The sequence below is a fragment of the Amycolatopsis sp. NBRC 101858 genome (genome assembly GCF_030269325.1).
In the GTDB taxonomy this organism is placed as follows: Bacteria; Actinomycetota; Actinomycetes; order Mycobacteriales; family Pseudonocardiaceae; genus Amycolatopsis; species Amycolatopsis ponsaeliensis.
Genome location: NZ_BSTD01000007.1, coordinates 743,477 through 763,785, shown reverse-complemented (window position 1 = coordinate 763,785; position 20,309 = coordinate 743,477). Strand labels below are relative to the sequence as shown.

Sequence of the window (20,309 nt, the reverse complement as noted above, 5' to 3'; positions counted from 1 at the left end):
GGGAGCCACCATGCACACTCGGCCCCGGCTGGTGTTCTTGCTTGTCGTGTTCGCCGTACTGGCGGGCTGCACGAGCGAGAAAGCTCCATCGTCTCCGATGGTGTCCGAGGGGGCCGCGGTGTCGCCCTTCGCTGTCCCCGATCCAGCTCCGAAGATTCTCGAGAAGAACACCGCGGTCGGAGCCGAGGGTGCTTCCGTACAGGTCGGCGCGGCGCAGGTGACCGTCCCTGCGGGTTTGGTCACCGCAGGGACGGAGATCCACGTCCCCCAGGTCGCGCAGATCGACCGGCAGCCTGCGGAGCTCTACGGACAGCCGGTCAACGTCCAGCACGACGCGCCGTTGCGGAAGCCGGTGATCGTGCGGTGGACACTGCCGGCGATGTCCGACGTCCAGCGCGCCTCGCTTGTCCTGGTCCACTGGAGTGAGCAGGCCCGCGCATGGGAGCCGCGGCTCGACCAGCCGTTCCGGATCGAGGGCGGTGTTCTGACTGCCGAGCTGGCCGAATTCTCCTTCTGGGACTGGGTCGCGAACGTCGGGCAGAAAGTCGGTGAGATCACCGGAGCCCGCAAGGACGGCCCGAAGTGCGGAGGAGCCGCGCTGACGTCGTGGGTCCGCGGCGTGGTCGATCCCGACGAGGGAACCCCGGCCGCGGCCATCCGGGTTTGCTTCGAACCCGACCACGACGACCTCGTCACCATCCGTGTTGTCAACAACCGGCCCTTCACACAGCAGCTGACCATGTCCTCCGGTAACCAGAATTGGGCGTGGACCTGGCCGGGGCCACCTGGCCATGGCGTCGCGGCGGCCGTTTACGACGCGGCGCGGGCCGTGTTCGACAGTAAGACGTCCTACCTGCTGCCACCGCTGACCGAGGTGGCTGTCGGGATAGACCGTCCCGCAGAGCCCGGCCAAGTGGTCATCGGAGCTACCGCGAAGGTCACCCGGGCCACCGTGTTCACCGATGTGGTTCGGTTCGCGATGGACCAGGTCAACGTTGGCGGCTTCGAGAACCCGCTGCTTACCGCGTTCGTCCAGGCTGTCTATGAGTGCGGCGGCAAGCAGTTGCTCACCCAGCCGGATCTTGGTGATCCGGCTGCGTTCGTGCGCACGGTCCTGGGCACCATCGGCAGTTGCGCCGAGGAGATCCGGCGTGGCGACAGCGAGTTCGGCAAACGCTTCGAGCAGCTGTCACTGGCCGCGATCAAGAAGCTCGGTGCGACTGGTGACGCGGTGGTGATCAAGGCCAACCGGCTTGCGTACCAGGCCGCCGGGGCGATCAAGGCGCTGACTTTCGCCGAGGTTGCCTTCTACGTCACCGACCAGTTGCAGAACGCCCTCGTAGGACCGTTGACGCTCAGTGTCCGAGGGAATGGACGTCCCCAACAGCTCGGTGGATGGACACCGACCTGCCGCAACACCACCACTGACGCTGACGCCCTCTACCGGAACGTCGCGTTGCAGGACCAGTTCCAGGACACATCGAAGGAACTGTGGCAGTTTCCCGGCTGGGACGCGGCCGCGGAAGCCGGCGTCCGGCCGCTGAGCAAATGCGGCCCCGGTTACCTGACCCAGCTCGCCGCAGCGGTGCCGGGAAGGTGGGCGGACAAGAAGGCCGCAGGCGTGATCGCCGGAAAGATCCGTGCTCTGGCCACACGAAACGACCCGCACGCCGTTCGATTCGACGGGATCGGCGCGCTGTCCCTGAGCCTGACCGCTCGGGACCTCAAGACGCAGGGATACGTCGACACCGGCAATGCCTACGACCAGACCAGTCCGTCGTGCGTGCGGTATGCGAAGGACGGAGAAAACCTCAGCTTCAGCGTCGAGGCGAAGACCGGGCGTGTCCTCGCTATCCGCAACTTCGGCGGAGACCAGGCGCTGCACACCCAAATTGGGGCGATTCGCGTCGGGTCCACCCTCGCGCAGCTGCGGAAGGCGTTCGCCGGCTACTCCGTCGACGAGCGCTTGGCCGGCGACTTCGGCCAAGGCAGTAACGGAGTCATCGTCAGCTCTCCGGCCGGAGCCATCGGCCTCGGCCTGGCCGATGCTTCCGCAGGCGACTACGCGGCCGGCCGGGCGACAGTCGACTACGTGGCGGGCGTGGGACTGCCCGGGCAAGCGCCGAGCCGGCGTGAGGACGGTTGTTGACCCCAAAGCTCGACCTGGTGCAGGCTCCACCTGCTCGTTCCAGCCGAACCAGTTCGCCGAGGGCGGCTACCGGGTTGGGGTGGGCCGGCAGGTCATCACCGAGTATCAAGCCTGTCCAACGCCGAGTCTGCACCGGCGTCGTGCTCGAACCCGTTGCCGGGTAAGGCCTACCGCGCTCGGGCGCGGTGTGGTGCCCGGGCCTACCCGGCACCACACCGCGCCACAGCAACGAATCAGCCTCGGTGCCACTTCTGGTTCGCGCCACCGGTGCAGTCCCACAGGATCAGGGGTGCTCGGTCGTCGCCGTTCCAGGCCTTGATGTCGACGCACTTGCCGGACTGCGGGTTGACCAGGTCGCCGGCCGCGGTCAGGACGAACTGCTGGGCCGGGTTGCCGCTGCACGTGGCGATCTGGATCGCCGCGCCCCTGTCGCGGGAACCCCAGGCGACGTCCATGCACATGTTGTTCGGGACCCTCAGCGTGTCACCGGTGAACGTCCAGTCCTGCGCGACGGTGCTGTTGCAGAAGAACGTCTGCAGCTGGACGCCGTCCGCGAAGTTGCGCTTCGGCACGTCGATGCATTTGCCGTTCCAGTCGCTGATGAGCCTCGTGCCGGAGGTGGGGACGCCACCGCCGCCACCGGTGAAGCTGTTCAGGGTGATGCTCGCGGCCCGGGGGCTGCCGTCGTTCACCAGGGACTCGAAGTTGCCGACGTCGTCGAACGCGAACGCGTAGGCCTTGCCGTCGGCCATGTTCCCGTGCACCAGCTTCGCGTACTGGTTGGTCGGGTTGCTCCGGTAGAAGTCGGCGCCGGCGCCGCCCGGCTGCGTGTCGATCGTGCCCAGCGTGCCGCGGTTGAGCGCGGCGCACAGCGTGCGGGCGATCGGGCCGACGACCTGGTCGTTGGGGGCGCCGAGAGCACCGTCGCAGCCCCAGACGTTCGCCGAGCTGGGCTTGGCGAACGATGCCACCTGCCGGCCGGAGCCGTCGGTGATGTTCATGACGCTGCCCGAGGTGCGGCCGAAGTACTTGGTGTTCGGCTGGTCGGCGAACGGGACGACGGTCAGTGTCTTGCCGGTGTAGGCGTTCCACGCCGAGGAGATGTACGGGTCGAGGTAGCTGCCGCCGAGCTGCCCGGCGTCGGCCGCCTTCCCCGGGGCCAGGACGCGCAGCACCGTGCCGTCCGAGCGGGTCTGGACGGAGCCCGCCCAGCCGGGCTGGGCCTTGATGCCGTTGATGACGTTGTCGCGGCCGCCGGGGACCAGCGTGCCGGTCGACTTCACGGCGCCGGATCCGGTGGTGACGCCCACGGTGTGGGGCACGGCGAACATGTCCACTTGGGAGCTGTTCAGCCAGAGACCGGCGTCGTTGTAGGTGAACTCGCTCCAGTCGAACAGGATGTCGCGGTTGGCGTCGCCACCCGCCCAGGGCGCGGGCTGGACCAGACCACCTGGAGCGAGGAAGAACTTCAGGCGCTCGCCGAGGGAGAAGTAAACGCGTCCGGAGACGCCGCGGGGCACCTGGATGGTCGTGGTGCCGCCGTTGCCCGGGCCGGCGATGGAGACGTCGGGTGCCGGAACCGGGGGAGTGCCGCCGGGGCCCCAGGCGGTGAAGGTGCCGCCGGCGTTGACGTACCCCAGCTTGCCGCTGGTCAGGTCGACACCGAGGACGTAGAGGTGAACCGCGTCCGCGCGACCGGTGTTGTTCGTGATGGACAGTGGGAGGAGCGCGGGGCCGGAGGCCGCGGCCGGGGTGGCGCCGCCCCCCAGCGTCGTCGCCGCCGCCACCGCCAGCGCGGTGATGACCGCGGACAGTTTTCTTCGAGTTTGCAAAGGAACTCCTTTCTGTGGATGGCAACGTAGGTACGGATCTCCCGCGCGTCCATGGCCCGGCCGGAGATGGGGTCCGTCGGTGCACCACCGCTGCCCGGACGGCTGTAGGGACGCTGTCACGTTCGGTAGCTTCCGGACGGCGGATCCGGGCACGAACCACCTCCGACGGCGTACCACCGCGGCTGCTCCGCCGAACCGGCAGCCGGTGCTTGCTTCTCGGACTGCGTCGGGGGAATCTGCTCCGGTCGGCCGGAGACGAGGGGTGATGATGCGGCGTGGAGTGCTGCCCGTGCTCGCGGGCAGCGTGATCGCGGCCTTCGCGTCGGTCGCGCTGGTGCTGAGGACCGGCGACCGCTTGACCTCGTCCTTCGGCAACCGGTTCCTGACCTAGGATGCGACCTAGCAGCCTGCGGGAGCTTCCGGCGCGCTGTGGCTCGTCGTGGGCAGCGGGCTGTTGCCCGGGAGCGGCCTCTAGCGGCGGGCTGCGACTCCTGACGAACGCCCTGGGCCGGCCGTCCTCAGAGGTCAGACCGAGGGGGCCCCGAACCGCAGCAGGACCTTGCTCGACCGCTCCGGCCGGGCGGCGACGGCCAGCGCCTGCTCCGCTTTGTCCACTGTGTACTCCGCGGAGACGATCGGGGCGAACGAGGCCGGGTGCGCCGCGAGTGCGGCCAGGGTTTCCGCCATCCCGCCCGCGAACCGGCTGGAGCCGGCGAACGTCAGCTCGCGGGGGACCGTGAGGTGCCACGGTCCGGCGACGCCGGTGCCGGGCAGCTGGCCCACCTGGACCAGGGTCCCGCCGGGGTGCAGGGCGGCCAGTGCCGTCGCCACCGCCGCGGGGGCTCCGGACGACTCGAACGCGACGCCCACCCGAGGCAGGGGTTCGTCGGCGGGCACCGTCCGGGTGGCGCCGACCTGCCGGGCCACCTCCAGGGGCTGGGGGTGCAGGTCGATGACGGTCACCTCGGCCGCGCCCTCGAGGTGCGCCAGCGCGACGACCAGCAGGCCGATCGGGCCCGCGCCGGTCACCAGCACGTGGCGGCCGCGCACCCCGCCGGCCAGTGCGGCCATGCGCGTCAGCGCGTGCCGGGCGACGGACGCCGGTTCGGCCAACGCCGCGGTGCGCAACGAGAGTCCTGCGGGTACCGGGACGAGCCGGTGGCCGGGGACCAGCAGGCGGTCCGCGAAACCGCCGTGGGTGTGCGGGCGGCGGGCCGCGCTGCCCAGGTAGCGCAGGTGCGGGCACAGGTTGTCCCGGCCTTCGCGGCAGCGGTCGCACGTGCCGCAGGTCTGTGCCGGGTGGACGGCGACGGGCGTCCCGGCCGGTGGCCCCGAGCCGTCGGCGGCCGCCGAGCGGACCGTGCCGACGACCTCGTGGCCCAGCACCATCGGGTCGGCGAGCACGGACTCGCCGACTTCGCCGCGCTGCCAGTAGTGGACGTCCGAGCCGCAGACACCGCCGTACGCGACGTCGACCACCGCGTCACCCGGGCCGGGGGAGACGTCCGGGAAGTCCTGCACGGCAAGGCGTCCGGCGCCGAGCACCGTCACGGCCCGGCCCATCGGGAGCACGGTCACTCAGATCACCGCCGTCAGGCCGCCGTCGACGTAAATGACCTGGCCGTTCACGAAGTCCGACGCGGCCGACGCCAGCCACACCGCCGGACCGGTGACGTCCTCGGGCCGGCCCCACCGCCCGGCGGGGGTGCGCCGCGTGATCCACGCCGAGAACTCCGGGTCCGCCACCAGGGAGGCGTTGAGCTCGGTGTCGAGGTAGCCCGGTGCCAGGCCGTTGACCTGGATCCCGTGGCCCGCCCACTCCGCGCACATGGACCGGGTCAGCCCGGCGAGGCCGGTCTTGGCCGCGGCGTACGGCGCGGTCGTCGGCCGGACCAGGTGGGTCTGCACCGAGCAGATGTTGACGATCTTCCCGCTGCCGCGCGCGATCATCCCGCGCGCCAGCGTGCGGCCGACGACGAACGCGCTCGTGAGGTCGACGTCGACGACCCGGCGCCAGTCCTCGACCGGCAGGTCGGTGAGCGGGCCGCGGACCTGGATCCCCGCGTTGTTCACCAGGATGTCCGGGCAGCCGTGCTCGGCGACGAGCCGCTCGAGGGCCGCTTCCGCCGCGTTGCTGTCCGAGACGTCGAAGGCGCACGTGAGGACACCTTCACCCAGTTCGGCCGCGGCGGCTTCCACCTGTGAGGCGTCGGGGCTGTTGAGCACCACCCGCGCGCCCGCCGCGAGGTAGGCCTCGGCGATCGCCCGGCCGATGCCGCGGCGCGAGCCGGTCACCAGCGCGAGCTTCCCGGTCAGGTCGAAGGACGTCACGTCAGTTCCCCTCGTCGGAGTTGCCGAGAACCTCGGCCCGGGCTTCACGCACGAGCGCGCGGGACGCCGCTTCGGCCGCGGCCTCGTCGCCGGCGGCCACCGCGTCGACGAGCTCGCGGTGCCGGTCGAGCGAGGCGGCCGTCTCGTCGTTGAACGAGCGGTGGCCCGCGTACCGGGCGCGCAGGGTGGCCAGCACGGTCTGCACGAGCTGGCTCAGCACGTCGTTGCGCGCGCCGCGCAGCAGGGCTTCGTGGAACGCGGTGTCCGCGGTGGCGAAGTCGTGCGGTTTGCCGTCTTCGAACGCGGCCGTCATCCCGGCCAGCGCTTCGCGCAGGGTCCGCGTGGTCTCGGCGTCCCGGCCGGCCGCGGCGCTGCGGGCGGCCATCGGTTCGAGGGCCTCGCGCAGGGTGAGCAGTTCGCCCAGCTGACGCCGGGAGTCGGGCCCGGCCGCGCGCCAGGTGATCACGCGCGGGTCGAGCAGGTTCCACGCCGCGACGGGCAGCACGATGGTGCCGACGCGGTGCCGCGGCTGGACCATCCCCAGCCCGGTGAGCGTGCGCAGGACCTCCCGCACCACCGACCGCGACACCTCGTGGTCCTGCTCGATGCGTTCCGTGGACAGCACCGAGCCGGGGGCGAGCTCGCCCGTGGCGATGCGGCTGCCGATCGCGTCGACCACCCGTGCGTGCAGGCCGCCTGGTCCGCTCAGCGGGTTCACTTCGCCTCCCATTTGAGTATGATAAATCATACTCTAGCGAAGGAGCGGGTATGCGGGTGACCGACGTCGAGACTTTCCTCGTCGCGCCGCGGTGGATGTTCGTCAAGGTCTCGACGGACGCCGGGATCCACGGCTGGGGTGAGGGCGGGCTCGAAGGCTCGGCCGACGTCACCGCGGCGGCGGTCGCGGCCCTGGCCGAGCAGGTCGTCGGCGCGGACCCCCGCCGCATCGAAGATCTCTGGCAACGGCTCACCAAGGGCGGGTTCTACCGCGGCGGCCCGGAACGCTCGTCGGCGGTCGCCGCGCTCGACCAGGCGCTGTGGGACATCGCCGGGCGGCGGCTGGGCGTGCCGGTGTACGAGCTGCTCGGCGGTCCGGTGCGCGACCGCGTCCGCGTGTACGGCTGGATCGGCGGCGACTCGCCCCGCGACGTCGCCGCCGCGGCCACCGCGCAGCGCGAGGCCGGGATGACGGCGGTGAAGATGAACGCCACCGCGCAGTTCCCGCCGATCCCGAGCGCGCGCGACGTCGCGGAAGCAGCCGACCGGGCCCGGCAGGTGCGGGAGGCGCTCGGCCCGGACCGCGACTTCGCCGTCGACTTCCACGGCCGGGTCAGCGCGGCCGCCGCGCCACGCCTGATCGAGGCGCTGGAACCGTTCGACCCGTTGTTCATCGAGGAACCCGTGGTCCCGGAACACAACCACACGAACCTGCGGCGGCTCGTCGAGAGCACCAGCCGCCCGATCGCCACCGGCGAACGGCTCTTCTCCCGCGGTGACTTTCTTCCCGTGCTGGAGGCCGGCGTCCGGGTGGTGCAGCCCGACCTCGCCCACGCCGGCGGGATCTCCGAGGTGCGCCGGATCGCCGTCCTCGCCGAGACGTTCGGCGCGGTCCTCGCCCCGCACTGCCCACTCGGGCCACTCGCCCTGGCCGCGTGCCTGCAGGTCGACTTCGCCACCCCCAACTTCCTCATCCAGGAACAGTCGCTGGGCATCCACTACAACCGCACCGCCGAGTTGCTCGACTACGTCGTCAACCGAGAGGTCTTCACCTTCACCGAGGGGTACGTCGAACGTCCGCCCGGTCCCGGCCTCGGCGTGGAGATCGACGAGGCCGCCGTCCGGAAGGCCCACGAGGACGGAACGCACTGGCGCACGCCGGTGTGGACCCACTCGGACGGGTCGTTCGCGGAATGGTGATGTGCAGAGGGCGCAACAAAGGCACTGATTCGCCCCGGAAATCTTGACAGGAAAGGGGGCCCGGCGCAGTCTTCCGCGCTAGACGTGCTCAGTGCGCACACGGGTGTGCAAATAGCGCAACAAAGGAGTTCGCCATGACCGTCAGCCGCGTCCTCATCACGACGACCGCACTCGCCGCCGCGACGGCGCTCACCCTTTCCGGCTGCACGTCGGCGGCCGACGACGCGAAACAGCAGTCCGGCCAGGCGGCCGCGAAACTGACCGGGTCGACCGAGTTCAACGACGCGAAGCTGGCCGAGCTCGCCGGGAAGATCAAGCAGGCCGTCCAGGGCAAGACCGCCGGGGGCGTCCGGGTTGCGATGGTGATCAACAGCCCGTCGGCGTACTGGACCGAAGGCCGCACGGGCATGGAGAACGCGGCGAAGGAGCTTGGGGTGCAAGCGAACTTCCAGGCTCCGGCGGGCGGCGACCTCAGTGCCCAGCTGTCCATCCTGGACACCCTGCGCTCGGACAAGGTGGACGGCTACACCGTCTCGGCCGTCGACCCCAAGGCCGTCGTCGGTCCGGTGGGCGCCGCGCAGAAGGCCGGGATCGGCGTGGTCGCGATCGACTCCCCGCTCGCCGGGACGCCGGATCCGGTCACCTACCTCGGCACCCCGAACACCGACGCCGGGCAAAAGGCCGGGGAATCGATGAAAACGCTGCTCGGCGGTTCCGGAAAGGTCGCCATCCTCACCGGTTCGCTGACCGCCGCGAACGCGACCCAGCGCATCGCCGGATTCAAGAAAGCGATCGAAGGATCCGGTATCCAGGTCGTCGACACGCTCAACGACGATTCCGACCCGTCGAAAGCGCTGTCGAACGCGCAAACCGTGCTGCAGGCGAATCCGGACCTCGCCGGGATCTACACCGTGTGGTCCTACGACGGCCCCGCGGCCGGGCAGGCGGTCAAGGCGGCGGGCAAGGCCGGCACGGTGAAGGTCGTCGCCGACGACGCCGAGCCGAAGACCGTCGAGTTCGTGCGCGACGGCGTCGTCCAGGCGATGGTGCTGCAGCGGCCCTACCAGCAGGGTTACCTCGGCGTGTACCTGCTGACCGCGCTCAAGGTCCTCGGCAAGGACGCGACGAGCCAGCTCCTGCAGCCGTACCTGGCCGAGAAGGACGGCGTCAGCACGCTCAGCTCCGGCATCGGCCTGGTCACCGGCGACAACCTGCAGACCTACCTGGACGACCTCAAGAAGCTGGGCGTCACCCAGTGACCGCCCACGTCGAGGCGGCCGGGTTGCGCAAGCGGTACGGCACCGTCGAGGTGCTCAACGTCGACCGGCTGGCGTTGCGCGGCGGCGAGGTCGTCGCCGTGCTCGGCGAGAACGGCGCCGGCAAGTCGACGCTCATCAAGGTGCTGACCGGCGCCACCGCCGCCGACGAAGGCCGCGTCACCCTCGGCGGCACGCCGTTGCGCAACGGCGACCCGGCGCACGCGCAGGACCTCGGCGTGGCGACCGTGTCGCAGGAGTTCCCGCTCGTGCCCGAGCTGTCCGCGGCGGAGAACCTCATGCTGGGCCGGCGGGCAGGCACCGGGCGCGTCGTGTTCGACCGCCGCGGCACCGAACGTGCCGCCCGCGCGATGCTCGCCCGCATCGACGCCGACATCCCGGTGCGACGGCCGGTCGTCCGGCTGTCGGTCGCGCAGCGCCAGCTCGTCGAGATCGCGAAGGCGCTGGGCCGGGACCCGTCGGTGCTGGTGCTCGACGAGCCGACCTCGGCGCTCGGCCCGGTCGAGGCGCGCCGCGTGCTGAAGTGCGCGCGGGACCTGGCCGCGCAGGGCAAGGTCGTGCTCTTCATCGGCCACCGGCTCGACGAGGTCCGCGAGATCGCCGACCGCGTCCTCGTGCTGCGCAACGGAAGGCTCGTCGCGGACCTGACGCCGGAGCAGGCGACGCACGAGGCGATGATCCGCGCGATGGCCGGCGACGAGGCCGAGGTGCTGGTCGAAGGCGACCCGCCGCCCCCGGGCGACGAGCCGGTGCTGACCGTACGGGCGCTCGAAGGCGCCGGGATCGGGCCGGTGGACTTCGAGGTGCGCCGGGGCGAGATCCTCGGCGTCGCCGGCCTGATGGGCTCCGGGCGCAGCCGCCTGGTGCACGCCCTGATGGGCGCCACCCCGGTCACCGCGGGCTCGATGCGCCTCGACGGCCGCCCGTACGCGCCGAAGCACCCCGCCGACGCCGTCCGTGCGGGCGTCGGCCTGGTCCCCGAAGACCGCAAGCACCAAGGACTCCTGCTCGACGCCCCGGTCCGCTGGAACATCTCGCTCGCGTCACTGCCGCGGCTGGCGAAACGCGGTTTCTACCTCGGGCCGCGCGCGGAAAAGGCGTTCACCGACGAGGTGCGGCGCTCGGTGCGGGTCCGCTGCGCCACCCAGGAGCAGCCGATCGGCACGCTCTCGGGCGGCAACCAGCAGCGCGCGATCTTCGGCCGCTGGTTCGCGACCCGCCCGAAGCTGCTACTGCTCGACGAGCCCACCCGCGGCGTCGACGTCGGCGCCAAGGCCGAGATCTACCACCTCGTCGAGTCCTTCGCCGCCCAGGGCATGGCCGTCGTCATCGCCTCCTCCGAGCTGGAGGAGCTGATGCGGCTCACGCACCGGACCGTCGTGCTCGCCGGCGGCCGGCTCGCCGCGACCGTCCCGCGCGCGGCCTACAGCAAGCAGGCCCTGATGACCGCCGCCAACGACGTCCCGGAAGGAGCGGCACCGTGACCGCCACCCAGACCGAACCGGCCCCGCCGGACACCGTGCCCGAGCGGGGCGGCCCCTCGTTCCTGCGCGGCAAGGAGATCGGCGTCGTCGGCGCCGTCGTGGTGGTGTTCGCCGTGTTCGCGCTCGGCAACGCCAACTTCGCCGGCCTGTCGAACCTGCAGACCATGGGCGTCGACCTGGCCCAGTACGGCCTGCTCGCGCTCGGCGTCAGCTTCGTCATCATCACCGGCGGCATCGACCTGTCGGTCGGCTCGGTGGTCGCGCTGTCGGGGGTGTGGTCGGCGTGGCTGAACGTCCACGCGGGACTGCCGGACGTCGTCGCCATCGCCGTCACACTGGTGACCGGCGCGGCGATCGGGCTGGTGCACGGCTTCTCGGTGACCATCCTGGGTGTACCACCGTTCGTCACGACGCTGGTGACGCTCGTCGCCGCCCGCGGCGCGGCGCTAGCGCTCACCCAGGGCTTCCCGATCGACGGCGTCGGCGAGACGTTCACGAGTGTCGCGCAGTACCGGATTGCCGCGATCCCGGTGCCCGCGCTGCTGTTCGTCGGCGCCTGCGTGCTTGCGTGGTTCTTCCTCGAACGCACCCACGTCGGCCGCCAGCTCTACGCGGTCGGCGGCAACGCCGAAGCGTCCCGCCTGGCCGGGATCCGGACGCGGCGGCGCGTGGTGCTGGCCTACATCGTCAGCAGCGTGCTCGCTTCGGTGGTCGGCGTCCTGGTGACGGCCCGGCTGACCGTCGGCCAGCCCAGCGTCGCGACGGGGTGGGAGCTGAACGCGATCGCGGCCGCGGTCATCGGCGGGATCAGCCTGAGCGGGGGAGTGGGCCGGGTGATCGGCGTCGCGTTCGGTGCGGTGCTCCTGGTCTGCATCAACAGCGGTCTCGTCATCTTGCACGTTTCGCCGTATTACCAGCAGATCGTGCTCGGCGCGGTGCTCGCCGTCGCCGTCGTCACCGACCGGCTGCGTGCCCGCCGGTCCGAACGCAGCCAGAGCTGAGGAGCCACCATGAGACGTCCCCTTGTCGCGGCGCTGGCCCTCGCGCTGGCCGCGACCATCCCCACCGCCGTCCACGCTTCGGCCGCGGACGACACGACGTTCACCATCGTCGAGGCACAGAGCGGCAACGCGCTGGGCCTGACCCGCACCGGGGCCGACCCGGTCGTCACCGTCGATCCCTACGCCGGGAACCGCAACCAGCTCTGGCGGCTGGTCGACCTCGGTGACGGCTACTCCGAGATCGTCAACGACGGCACCGGAAAGGCTTTGTCGACAGTGGACGGTCATGCCGACGACGGTGCCGTCGTCCACCTCTGGGACTACCTGGGCAGCTACCCCGACCAGCACTGGCGCGTCGCCGACGCGGGCGGCGGTGCGGTCACCATCGCCAACCAGGGCACCGGCAACCGACTCTTGTCCACTAAGGATGGCCAGACGGCGGCCGGTACCGAGACCCAGCTGTGGAGCCAGGTCGGCGGTCGCGCCGGGCAGACGTGGAAGCTCGTCCCGACCACGCTCCAGCGTTCGGTGACCGTGCACACCGACGTCGTGAGCCAGGCGCCGCGCACCGACGTCGCGACCGGGCTCGAGGACGTCAACCACGAGATCTACGGCGGCATCTACAGCCAGCTGCTGTTCGGCGAGGCGTTCCAGGAACCCGAGCACGACGCCGGCGTCAGCGGCATGTGGCGGCCTGTCGTGTCTGCGGGAGCGCGGGGTTCTTTTGTGCTCGACACGACCGCGCCGTTCAAGGGCCGCCAGGACCAGCGGATCACCTTCGTCTCCGGCCGCGGCAGTGTCGGCGTCGAGAACCGCGGGCTCAACCGGCAGGGCATCGGGGTCGTGGGCGGCAAGCCGTACGAAGGCAAGATCACCCTGCGGACGTCGCAGCAGGTGAGCGTCGCCCTGCAGAACGCGGACGGCAGCAAGACGTTCGCCCGGACGTCGATTCGCCCGCAGGGCAACGGCTGGCGCACCTACTCCTTCGCGCTGACGCCGTCGGCGGCCGACGCGCACGCGCGGTTCACCGTCGACCTCACCGCGCCTGGCACCGCCGACGTCGGGTACGTGTTCCTGCAGCCCGGCGCGTGGGGCCGGTTCCAGGGCCTGCCCGTCCGCAAGGACGTCGCCGACGCGATGGTGCAGCAGGGCCTGCGCGCGATCCGGTTCGGCGGCTGCGCCAACAGCGGCTGCGGCGACGTCTCGGACTACAAGTGGAAGACGATGATCGGCGACCCGGTCACGCGGCCCGTCACGCGCGGTTTCTGGTACCCGTACGAGTCCAACGGCTGGGGCATCTTCGACTTCCTGCGCCTCGGCGAGGCGATGGGCATCGACGCCGTCCCGTCGTTGAACATCGACGAGACCCCGCAGGACATCGCCGACCTGATGCAGTACCTGTACGGACCCGGGACGTCGGCCTGGGGCGCGAAACGCGTCGCTGATGGCCACCCCGCGCCGTACGCCGTGCACCGGCTGGAACTCGGCAACGAGAACGCCGTCGACGAGACGTACTGGACGAAGTTCAAGGCCCTGGCCGACGTCATCTGGGCCTACGACCCGTCGATCAAGCTGGTCGTCGGCGACTTCACCTACAGCGACGTGATCACCGACCCGTTCCACTTCACCGGCGGCGGCAAGGTGAACACCCTGGCCGCACACCAGAAGATCCTGAATCTGGCGAAGCAGTACGGCGCCCAGGTCCAGTTCGACATCCACCTGTGGACCCAGGACGCCGCCGGGGTGCCGTCGCAGATCCGGGCGCTCGACAGCTACGTCGATCAGCTGGGCCGGATCAGTCCGGGCGCGGACTACAAGGTGGTCGTTTTCGAGCTGAACGCCGACAGCCACGACCTGGCCCGCGCGATCGGCAACGCCTACGCGATCAACGCGCTGCAACGCCGTCCGAAGGTCGACGTCGTCTCGTCGGCCAACGCGCTGCAGGTGGACGGCCAGAACGACAATGGCTGGGACCAGGGCCTGGTGTTCTTCAACCAGAGTCAGGTGTGGGGTCAGCCGCCGTACTACGTGCACCGGATGAAGGCGGCGTCGTGGCAGCCCGGCGTCCTGCGCACCGACGTCACCGGCGGCGACGAGCTGTTCGACGTCACCGCGCTTTCGAGCGGCACCAAGCTGTCGATCGACGTCGTCAACGCGTCGGACGCGCCGCTGACGTACACCCTGCGTCTCGAGGGGCCCCACGGCCGGGCAGCGGTGAGTGTCCTGGAAGGACGGACGAACGGCGTGAACACCGCCGGAAACCCGCGCAATGTCGTCCCCGAGGAGTCCACAGTGGATTTGTCGACCGGTTCGGTGACCTTCCCCGCGCATTCCTACACCTCCTTCCGGATCGGCTGATGCGTACTTACCAGGCTCAGGTCGCGCTCGAGGAGCGCGCCGACCACGCGGAGGGCCCGTTGTGGGACGACGTCCGCGGCGAGCTGCTGTGGGTGGACCTGGACGCGGGGCTCGTCCGCCGCGCAACGTGGGATGCTCTGCGGCTTTCCGTGGTGGAAACGTTTGCGCTCGGGGAGGCAGTGGGCGCGGTCGTGCCGTGCGCCGACCCCACCGACGGCTGGGTCGTGGCGAGCGAGTTCGGCTTCGCCCGGCTCGGCACGGACGGCTCGCTGCGGAAACTCGCCGAGCCCGAGCGCGGCCGCAACGCGCGGATGAACGACGGCGCGGCCGACCCGCACGGCCGGTTCTGGGCGGGCAGCATGGCCCGGGACCGCTCACCGGGCGCGGCTTCGCTGTACTGCCTGGACGGCACTTCGGCTGTTCGGGTGCTGGCGGACGTGACGATCTCGAACGGCCTCGCCTGGCGGAACCCGGACGAGTTCTTCTACATCGACACGCCCACCCAGCGCGTCGACCTGGTTCACGCCGGCGGCCGGCGCGAGCGGGCGTTCGCGATCGACCCGGCCTTGGGTGCACCGGACGGGATGACGATCGACGCCGAGGGCGCGCTTTGGGTGGCGCTGTGGAACGGCTCGGCGGTGGTCCGCTTCAGCCCACGCGGCGAGGTGCTGGCCCGGGTCGAGGTCGCGGCGACGCAGGTGAGCAGCTGCTGCTTCGGCGGGCCGGACCTGACGACGTTGTTCATCACGACGTCCCAGGAGGGCTTCACACCCGAGCGGGCGGCCGCGGAGCCGCATGCGGGGAAGGTCTTCGCGGTGGGGACCGGGGTGGCGGGATTGCCGGCGGATCGGTATCGGCCTGGGGAAGGGGGCGTCTCGTGACCAAGGACCTCGAGCGCGCGCGGGCGGCGGAGCCGCACGCGGGGAAGGTCTTCGCCGTGGGGACCGGGGTGGCCGGGTTGCCGGCGGATCGGTACCGGCCCGAGGAAGGGGTCGCCTCGTGACCAAGGACCTTGAGCGCGAGCGGGCGGCCGCTGAACCCCACGCGGGCCAGCTCCTCGCCCTCGGCACCCACCTCTCCGGTCTGCCTGCGGACCGGTACCGCCCGGAAGGAGACCCCTCGTGACCCGAGTGGCACTGGCCGGCTGCGGGGCGATGGGCGAGATCGTCGCCCGGACCGTCTATCCGGCTCTCGGCGGCCTCGCCGCCGCCATCGACCCCGACCCGGCGCGTGCCGCCGCCGTGGCCGAGCTGACCGGTGCCCGGCCGTTCACCTCGCTGGCCGAAGCGCGGCGGGAAGCCGGGATCGACGCCGTCGACGTCCGGGTGCCCCACCACCTCCACGCGGCCGTCGTGCTGGAGGCGTTGCACGCCGGGTGCCACGTCCTCGTCGAAAAGCCGTTCGCCACCACGCTTTCCGATGCCCACGCCATGGTCGCCGCAGCCGAGACAGCCGGGCTCGTGCTGGCCGTCGCCGAGAACTACCCGCACCTCACCGCGGTGAGCGACGCGAAGGAGATGCTCGACACCGGCCGGATCGGGGACGTCGTCGCCCTGCGCTCCACTCGCGCCTACCAGGTCGGCGGCGTGTGGGTGCGCGACGGCTGGCGCCACGGCGGCGGCCCGTCCGGCGGGATCCTGCTCGACCAGGGCACCCACCAGGTCAGCCTGCTGCGCTGCCTCGGCGGGCCGGTCACGGCGGTCGCCGCCGCCGGGGACACCGACACCGTCGTGCTCACGCTGCGGATGGCGAGCGGCGTCACCGCCCAGTCCGTGCTCACCTGGTCCGCGCCGGGCCCGGCCGCGCAGGCCGAGGCCACCGTGCTCGGCTCCGGCGGACGGCTCGACGTCGTCGTCGACTACGACGGTGACGAAGGTGGCTGCCACATCTGGACCCCGTCCGGGAGCGAGCACACCGGGAAGGAGAACTACTACGACAGCCACCGCCTGATGGTCGAGGATTGGCTCGGCGCCATCCGCACCGGCGCCGAACCCGTCGTGTCCGGTCGGGAAGGCCTCGCCGACCTCGCCGTGGTGCTCGCCGCCGCGGAATCGCTCAAAAGCGGTGGCTTCGTGGAGGTCCCGTGAGGCCGGACGTCGTGTGCTTCGGCGAAAGCATGGCCCAGCTGCTGCCCGCCGACGGCGAACCGCTGCGCCACGCGACGCGCTTCGCCCTCACCACCGCGGGCGCGGAGTCCAACGTGGCCCGGGCGCTCGTCCAGCTCGGCACCACCGCGTCCTGGGTGAGCCTCGTCGGCGACGACGCCCTGGGCGCCCGGCTGCTCGACGACCTCGCCGCGGCCGGCGTCGACGTCTCGCTGACCCGGCGCGGCCCCGGACGCACCGGCTTCTTCGTCAAGGACCCGCACCCCGGCGGCTCCACGGTCACCTACTACCGCGACGGCTCGGCGGCCTCCCGGCTCGGCCGCGCCGACGTCGACCGCGCCCTGTCCGCGCGGCCGCGGCACCTGCACCTGTCCGGCGTCACTCCCGCGCTGTCGGCGTCGTGCCGCGACGCGGTCGGGTACGCCCTCGGCCGCGACGTCGTGACCAGCTTCGACGTCAACCACCGCCCCGCGCTCTGGCCGGACACCGGCGAAGCCGCAACCGTCCTCAAAGGACTGGTGCGACGCGCGGACGTCGTGTTCACCGGCCTGGACGAGGCCGCCGCGCTCTGGGGCACCACCACACCAGAGCAAGTGCGCGAGCTGTTTCCCGAACCGGCCGTCGTCGTGGTCAAGAACGGCGGGACCGATGCGACGAGCTTCGGCCCGGACGGCGTGACCACCGAGCCCGCGCTGCCGGTGGACGTCGTCGAGCCGGTCGGCGCGGGCGACGCCTTCGCCGCCGGCTGGTTGCACGGGATGCTGACCGGCCTGCCGCACCCCGCCCGGCTGCGCCTCGGGCACCTGCTGGCCGCGGCCGCGCTGACGTCGCTGTCCGACCACTTCCCGCGTCCGCCCGCCGACCTCGTGCGGGCCGCCGTCGCGCCGACCTCAGGGAGCTGAGATGTCCCAGTCCGTCGACCGGGCCGCCGTCATCCTCGACGCCTGCGCCCGCGGGCCGCGCCGGCTCACCGACCTCGCGCAGGAGCTCGACGTGCACCGCTCCACCGTGCTCCGGCTGCTGCAGACGATGGAGCGGCACCGGCTGGTCCGCCGGCTCGACGACCTCACCTGGGCCATCGGGTTCGGCCTGATCGGGATGGCCCTGGAGTGCCTCGACGCGATGGACCTGCGCACCGCCGCGCGCCCCCGGCTGGAACGGCTCGCCCGCGAGGTCGGCCACACGATCCACTTGGCCGAGCTGGCCGGCACGGACATCGTCTACGTCGACAAGGTCGAAGGCCACGGCGCGGTCCGGATGGCTTCGCGGATCGGCGCGCCGGTCCCGGTGCACACCGCTGGCGTCGCCAAGGCCATCCTGGCCGGTCTGGCGCCGGAACGACGTGACGCGATCCTCGCGACCACGACGTTCGAGAAGTTCACCGCCTCGACTATCACCGGTCCCGCCGACTTCGCCGCCGAGCTGAGCCGGGTGCGCAAGCAGGGTTACGCCGTCGACGACGGCGAGTACGAGAGCTTCCTGGCCTGCATCGCGGTCCCGGTGCGCGACCACGCCGGGGCGGTCCACGCGGGGGTGTCGATCACGGCGTTGTGCGCGATCGAGCCGCTTGAACGCCTTCGCCGGCACCTGCCGCTGCTGTGGGAGCTGGCCTCGGAGATTTCCCAGAATCTCGGGTGGGACGGCACTTCGGGGGTGCGCCGCCATGCCGGCTGACGACTTCTTCGGCCGCCACTTCACCGCGCTGCCGGTCATGGTGATCCTTCGCGGCCACGATCCCGTCACGACCGTGCGGCTCTGCAGCGATGCCCGGGCTCTCGGCGTCGAGCTGATCGAAGTCCCTTGGCACGGCGAGGAATCCGCCGCGTCGCTGGCGGCCGCCGTCGAGTGGGCGCGCGACGAGCCGGGCGCGTGCGTCGGCGCGGGGACGGTCACCACGCTCGACGCCCTCGACGCGGTGCGGAGCCTGGGCGCCGGGTTCACCGTCGCGCCGGGCTTCGACGCGCGGGTGGCCCAGGCGAGCGTCGGGCACGGCCTGCCGCACCTGCCCGGCGTCGCGACCGGCACCGAGGTGGGCGCCGCGCTCGCGGCGGGTTTCCGCTGGCAGAAGGTCTTTCCCGCGAGCGTGCTGACGCCCGCCTGGATCACCGCGCTGCGGGCACCCTTCCCCGGCGTGTGGTTCGTCGCGACCGGCGGGGTCGACGCCGGCACCGCGGCGGCGTTCCTCGGGGCGGGGGCTCGCGCCGTCTCCTTCGGCAGTTCCTTCACCGCGGCGGCCGTCCGCTCGGTATCGGCCCACGAGAACGGAGAACAATGATGTCCCAGCACTCTCGTCGTGTCTTCCTCGGTGCCGGTGCGGCGCTGGCCGCGGTGCCCCTGCTCCCGGCGGTGGCATCGGCGTCCCGGCCGCGGGCCGGCGTCGAGCTCCTGCGCGACACGTTCGGCCCGATCAGCGGCTGGGAGCGCCGCGGGACGGTGATGTCCCAGACGTTGTCGTGGGAAACCTCGCTGCTGCAGGACCCGTGCCTGGTCTACAACCAGGGTGGTGGCCCGCGGTTCAAGATGTGGTACGGCTCGCTGTACTACGTCGGGTACGCCACCAGCGAGGACGGCGTCACCTGGACCAAGACGCCGGACCCGGTGCTGAGCCGCTCGATCGACACCGACCACAACAACCTCAACCAGCCCAGCGTGGTCTACCTGAACGGCACCTGGCACATGACCTACTTCGGCATCGACGCCGCGGGCAAGGGCCGCGTCCACTACGCGACCGCGAGCGCGCCGGCCGGGCCGTGGACCAAGCACGGCGTCATCCTCGAGTCGACGATGCCGTGGGAGGACGACTACATCTACAACTCCGCGCTGTACCACGACGCGGCCGAGCGCACGTGGAAGATCTGGTACACCGCCGGGAAGATCGCGTCGGCGGGCGGGGAACCGGAGTACATCTGCTACGCCACGGCGAAGAACCCGGCCGGGCCGTGGACGAAGTACGCGGGCAACCCGATCCTGCGCCCGATGCGCGACGGCGGCTGGGCGTCCCTCGGCATCGGCGGCCCGAACCTCCGCCGCACCGCCGACGGCGGCTACGAGATGCGCGTCGTCGGCTGGCAGGCCGACTACCCGTCCCGCGGCGGGAAGCTCCTCTCGCGCGACGGGATCCGCTGGGAGCTGTCGCGGGCGAACCTGGAGCTGGACCTCGGTGTGGCCGGCGGTCCCGAGGACGCGATGGTGTACCGCCAGTTCGTCGTCACCCACAACGGCGCCGACCACGTCTTCTTCAACGCCAAGAACAACCGTCCCGGCTGGAACGAGACGATCGAGCTGGCGGTCTGGCGCACCGGGTTGCAGATCGTCGACCCGGCGAAGTGGACGATGACCCAAGGCAGGGAGATCCCGAACGGCGCGTCGTTCCAGGTCGGCGGGGGCCGTGCGACGACGCTGGGCACCGCGGTCGCGACCCAGACGTTGCAGGGCAACGTGCCGATCCGCGCGCTGGACTACGACCTGGCCGCCGAGGTGACCCCGCACAGCACGGCGCTGAACGACCGGGACGCGGTGCTGATGACGAGGTTCACCACCCGCGACAGCTACTACTACGCGGGCATCGCGTCGTGGGGCCAGAAGTACGCGATCGGCGTCGTGGACGCCGGGGTCAACACGAAGCTGGCGGGCACGGGCACGGCGGCGGACATCAAGCCGGAGGAGACGCACGCGCTGAGCTTCGCGGTCCAGGGCTCGAAGCTGACCCTGTACGACGGCGGCCGGGAGGTGCTGTCGGTGGTGGACCCGACGCTGATCCCGGCGGAGAGCTTCGTCGGCCTGCAGAGTTCGACGGCGACGGGGAAGACCTCGTTCGGGAAGGTCTCCGTGCACGCGTTGTGAGCCGAGCCGGCG

19 protein-coding genes are annotated in these 20,309 nt (G+C 71.4%); 15 read left to right on the top strand and 4 right to left on the bottom strand.

Annotated elements, in window-relative coordinates; genetic code table 11:
• Positions 1-10: 10 nt before the first annotated feature.
• On the top strand, positions 11-2,149 hold the full coding sequence (locus QSK39_RS46830; RefSeq protein WP_285484296.1) for a hypothetical protein: 2,139 nt from the start codon (positions 11-13) through the stop codon (positions 2,147-2,149).
• 233 nt (positions 2,150-2,382) lie between these two features.
• Here QSK39_RS46830 and QSK39_RS46825 read toward each other — a convergent pair whose 3' ends face one another.
• A complete protein-coding gene (locus tag QSK39_RS46825; RefSeq protein ID WP_285484295.1) occupies positions 2,383-3,981 on the bottom strand; it encodes a beta-1,3-glucanase family protein in 1,599 nt (532 codons plus the stop codon).
• A 265-nt stretch (positions 3,982-4,246) separates the two neighbouring features.
• On the opposite strand from QSK39_RS46825, the gene QSK39_RS46820 reads away from it, so the two are divergent.
• Positions 4,247-4,372, top strand: coding sequence for a hypothetical protein (locus QSK39_RS46820; RefSeq protein ID WP_285484294.1), 126 nt, complete (start codon positions 4,247-4,249; stop codon positions 4,370-4,372).
• 134 nt (positions 4,373-4,506) lie between these two features.
• On the opposite strand, the gene QSK39_RS46815 is transcribed toward QSK39_RS46820, so the two are convergent.
• Genes QSK39_RS46815 through QSK39_RS46805 form a run of 3 tightly spaced genes read right to left on the bottom strand, consistent with a single transcriptional unit; the run spans position 4,507 to position 7,042 of the window.
• Positions 4,507-5,559, bottom strand: a complete 1,053-nt coding sequence (locus tag QSK39_RS46815) for an alcohol dehydrogenase catalytic domain-containing protein (RefSeq protein ID WP_285484293.1) — start codon at positions 5,557-5,559, stop codon at positions 4,507-4,509.
• Positions 5,560-6,312 (bottom strand): SDR family oxidoreductase, encoded by a 753-nt coding sequence (locus QSK39_RS46810; protein WP_285484292.1) that lies wholly within the window; start codon positions 6,310-6,312, stop codon positions 5,560-5,562.
• Between the two features lies 1 nt (position 6,313).
• On the bottom strand, positions 6,314-7,042 hold the full coding sequence (locus QSK39_RS46805; protein WP_285484291.1) for a FadR/GntR family transcriptional regulator: 729 nt from the start codon (positions 7,040-7,042) through the stop codon (positions 6,314-6,316).
• Positions 7,043-7,080: 38 nt separating this feature from the next.
• On the opposite strand from QSK39_RS46805, the gene dgoD reads away from it, so the two are divergent.
• From dgoD to QSK39_RS46740, 13 genes are all read left to right on the top strand, one after another.
• The gene (dgoD, locus tag QSK39_RS46800) at positions 7,081-8,229 is read left to right on the top strand and encodes a galactonate dehydratase (RefSeq protein ID WP_285484290.1); all 1,149 of its coding nucleotides are present in this window, start codon (positions 7,081-7,083) and stop codon (positions 8,227-8,229) included.
• A gap of 134 nt (positions 8,230-8,363) precedes the next feature.
• Positions 8,364-9,488 carry a substrate-binding domain-containing protein gene (locus QSK39_RS46795; RefSeq protein WP_285484289.1) on the top strand — a complete coding sequence of 375 codons (1,125 nt, stop codon included), beginning with the start codon at positions 8,364-8,366 and terminating at the stop codon, positions 9,486-9,488.
• Entirely contained in the window at positions 9,485-10,990 is a 1,506-nt protein-coding gene (locus tag QSK39_RS46790) for a sugar ABC transporter ATP-binding protein (RefSeq protein ID WP_285484288.1), read from the top strand. The genes QSK39_RS46795 and QSK39_RS46790 overlap by 4 nt, the downstream gene beginning before the upstream one ends.
• Entirely contained in the window at positions 10,987-11,991 is a 1,005-nt protein-coding gene (locus tag QSK39_RS46785; RefSeq protein WP_285484287.1) for an ABC transporter permease, read from the top strand. Before QSK39_RS46790 ends, QSK39_RS46785 begins: the two co-directional genes overlap by 4 nt.
• A gap of 9 nt (positions 11,992-12,000) precedes the next feature.
• Positions 12,001-14,349, top strand: a complete 2,349-nt coding sequence (locus tag QSK39_RS46780) for an alpha-L-arabinofuranosidase family protein (protein ID WP_285484286.1) — start codon at positions 12,001-12,003, stop codon at positions 14,347-14,349.
• The gene (locus QSK39_RS46775; protein ID WP_285484285.1) at positions 14,349-15,230 is read left to right on the top strand and encodes an SMP-30/gluconolactonase/LRE family protein; all 882 of its coding nucleotides are present in this window, start codon (positions 14,349-14,351) and stop codon (positions 15,228-15,230) included. Before QSK39_RS46780 ends, QSK39_RS46775 begins: the two co-directional genes overlap by 1 nt.
• Positions 15,227-15,352 (top strand): hypothetical protein, encoded by a 126-nt coding sequence (locus tag QSK39_RS46770; RefSeq protein WP_285484284.1) that lies wholly within the window; start codon positions 15,227-15,229, stop codon positions 15,350-15,352. Before QSK39_RS46775 ends, QSK39_RS46770 begins: the two co-directional genes overlap by 4 nt.
• The gene (locus QSK39_RS46765; RefSeq protein WP_285484283.1) at positions 15,349-15,474 is read left to right on the top strand and encodes a hypothetical protein; all 126 of its coding nucleotides are present in this window, start codon (positions 15,349-15,351) and stop codon (positions 15,472-15,474) included. The genes QSK39_RS46770 and QSK39_RS46765 overlap by 4 nt, the downstream gene beginning before the upstream one ends.
• On the top strand, positions 15,471-16,436 hold the full coding sequence (locus tag QSK39_RS46760) for a Gfo/Idh/MocA family protein (protein WP_285484282.1): 966 nt from the start codon (positions 15,471-15,473) through the stop codon (positions 16,434-16,436). The genes QSK39_RS46765 and QSK39_RS46760 overlap by 4 nt, the downstream gene beginning before the upstream one ends.
• On the top strand, positions 16,433-17,356 hold the full coding sequence (locus tag QSK39_RS46755) for a sugar kinase (RefSeq protein WP_285484281.1): 924 nt from the start codon (positions 16,433-16,435) through the stop codon (positions 17,354-17,356). The genes QSK39_RS46760 and QSK39_RS46755 overlap by 4 nt, the downstream gene beginning before the upstream one ends.
• Position 17,357: 1 nt before the next feature.
• The gene (locus QSK39_RS46750; RefSeq protein ID WP_285484280.1) at positions 17,358-18,128 is read left to right on the top strand and encodes an IclR family transcriptional regulator; all 771 of its coding nucleotides are present in this window, start codon (positions 17,358-17,360) and stop codon (positions 18,126-18,128) included.
• Positions 18,118-18,729 carry a bifunctional 4-hydroxy-2-oxoglutarate aldolase/2-dehydro-3-deoxy-phosphogluconate aldolase gene (locus QSK39_RS46745; protein ID WP_285484279.1) on the top strand — a complete coding sequence of 204 codons (612 nt, stop codon included), beginning with the start codon at positions 18,118-18,120 and terminating at the stop codon, positions 18,727-18,729. Before QSK39_RS46750 ends, QSK39_RS46745 begins: the two co-directional genes overlap by 11 nt.
• Complete coding sequence (locus QSK39_RS46740; protein ID WP_285484278.1) at positions 18,729-20,297, top strand: glycoside hydrolase family protein; 1,569 nt, start codon at positions 18,729-18,731, stop codon at positions 20,295-20,297. Before QSK39_RS46745 ends, QSK39_RS46740 begins: the two co-directional genes overlap by 1 nt.
• The last annotated feature ends 12 nt before the right edge of the window (positions 20,298-20,309 follow it).

Coding starts and splice junctions, on each gene's coding strand:
- QSK39_RS46750 (WP_285484280.1), top strand. CDS start 17,358: ATGTCCCAGTCCGTCGACCGGGCCGCCGTCATCCTCGACGCCTGCGCC.
- QSK39_RS46745 (WP_285484279.1), top strand. CDS start 18,118: ATGCCGGCTGACGACTTCTTCGGCCGCCACTTCACCGCGCTGCCGGTC.
- QSK39_RS46795 (WP_285484289.1), top strand. CDS start 8,364: ATGACCGTCAGCCGCGTCCTCATCACGACGACCGCACTCGCCGCCGCG.
- QSK39_RS46740 (WP_285484278.1), top strand. CDS start 18,729: ATGTCCCAGCACTCTCGTCGTGTCTTCCTCGGTGCCGGTGCGGCGCTG.
- QSK39_RS46805 (WP_285484291.1), bottom strand. CDS start 7,042: ATGGGAGGCGAAGTGAACCCGCTGAGCGGACCAGGCGGCCTGCACGCA.
- QSK39_RS46830 (WP_285484296.1), top strand. CDS start 11: ATGCACACTCGGCCCCGGCTGGTGTTCTTGCTTGTCGTGTTCGCCGTA.
- QSK39_RS46775 (WP_285484285.1), top strand. CDS start 14,349: ATGCGTACTTACCAGGCTCAGGTCGCGCTCGAGGAGCGCGCCGACCAC.
- dgoD (WP_285484290.1), top strand. CDS start 7,081: ATGCGGGTGACCGACGTCGAGACTTTCCTCGTCGCGCCGCGGTGGATG.
- QSK39_RS46820 (WP_285484294.1), top strand. CDS start 4,247: ATGATGCGGCGTGGAGTGCTGCCCGTGCTCGCGGGCAGCGTGATCGCG.
- QSK39_RS46780 (WP_285484286.1), top strand. CDS start 12,001: ATGAGACGTCCCCTTGTCGCGGCGCTGGCCCTCGCGCTGGCCGCGACC.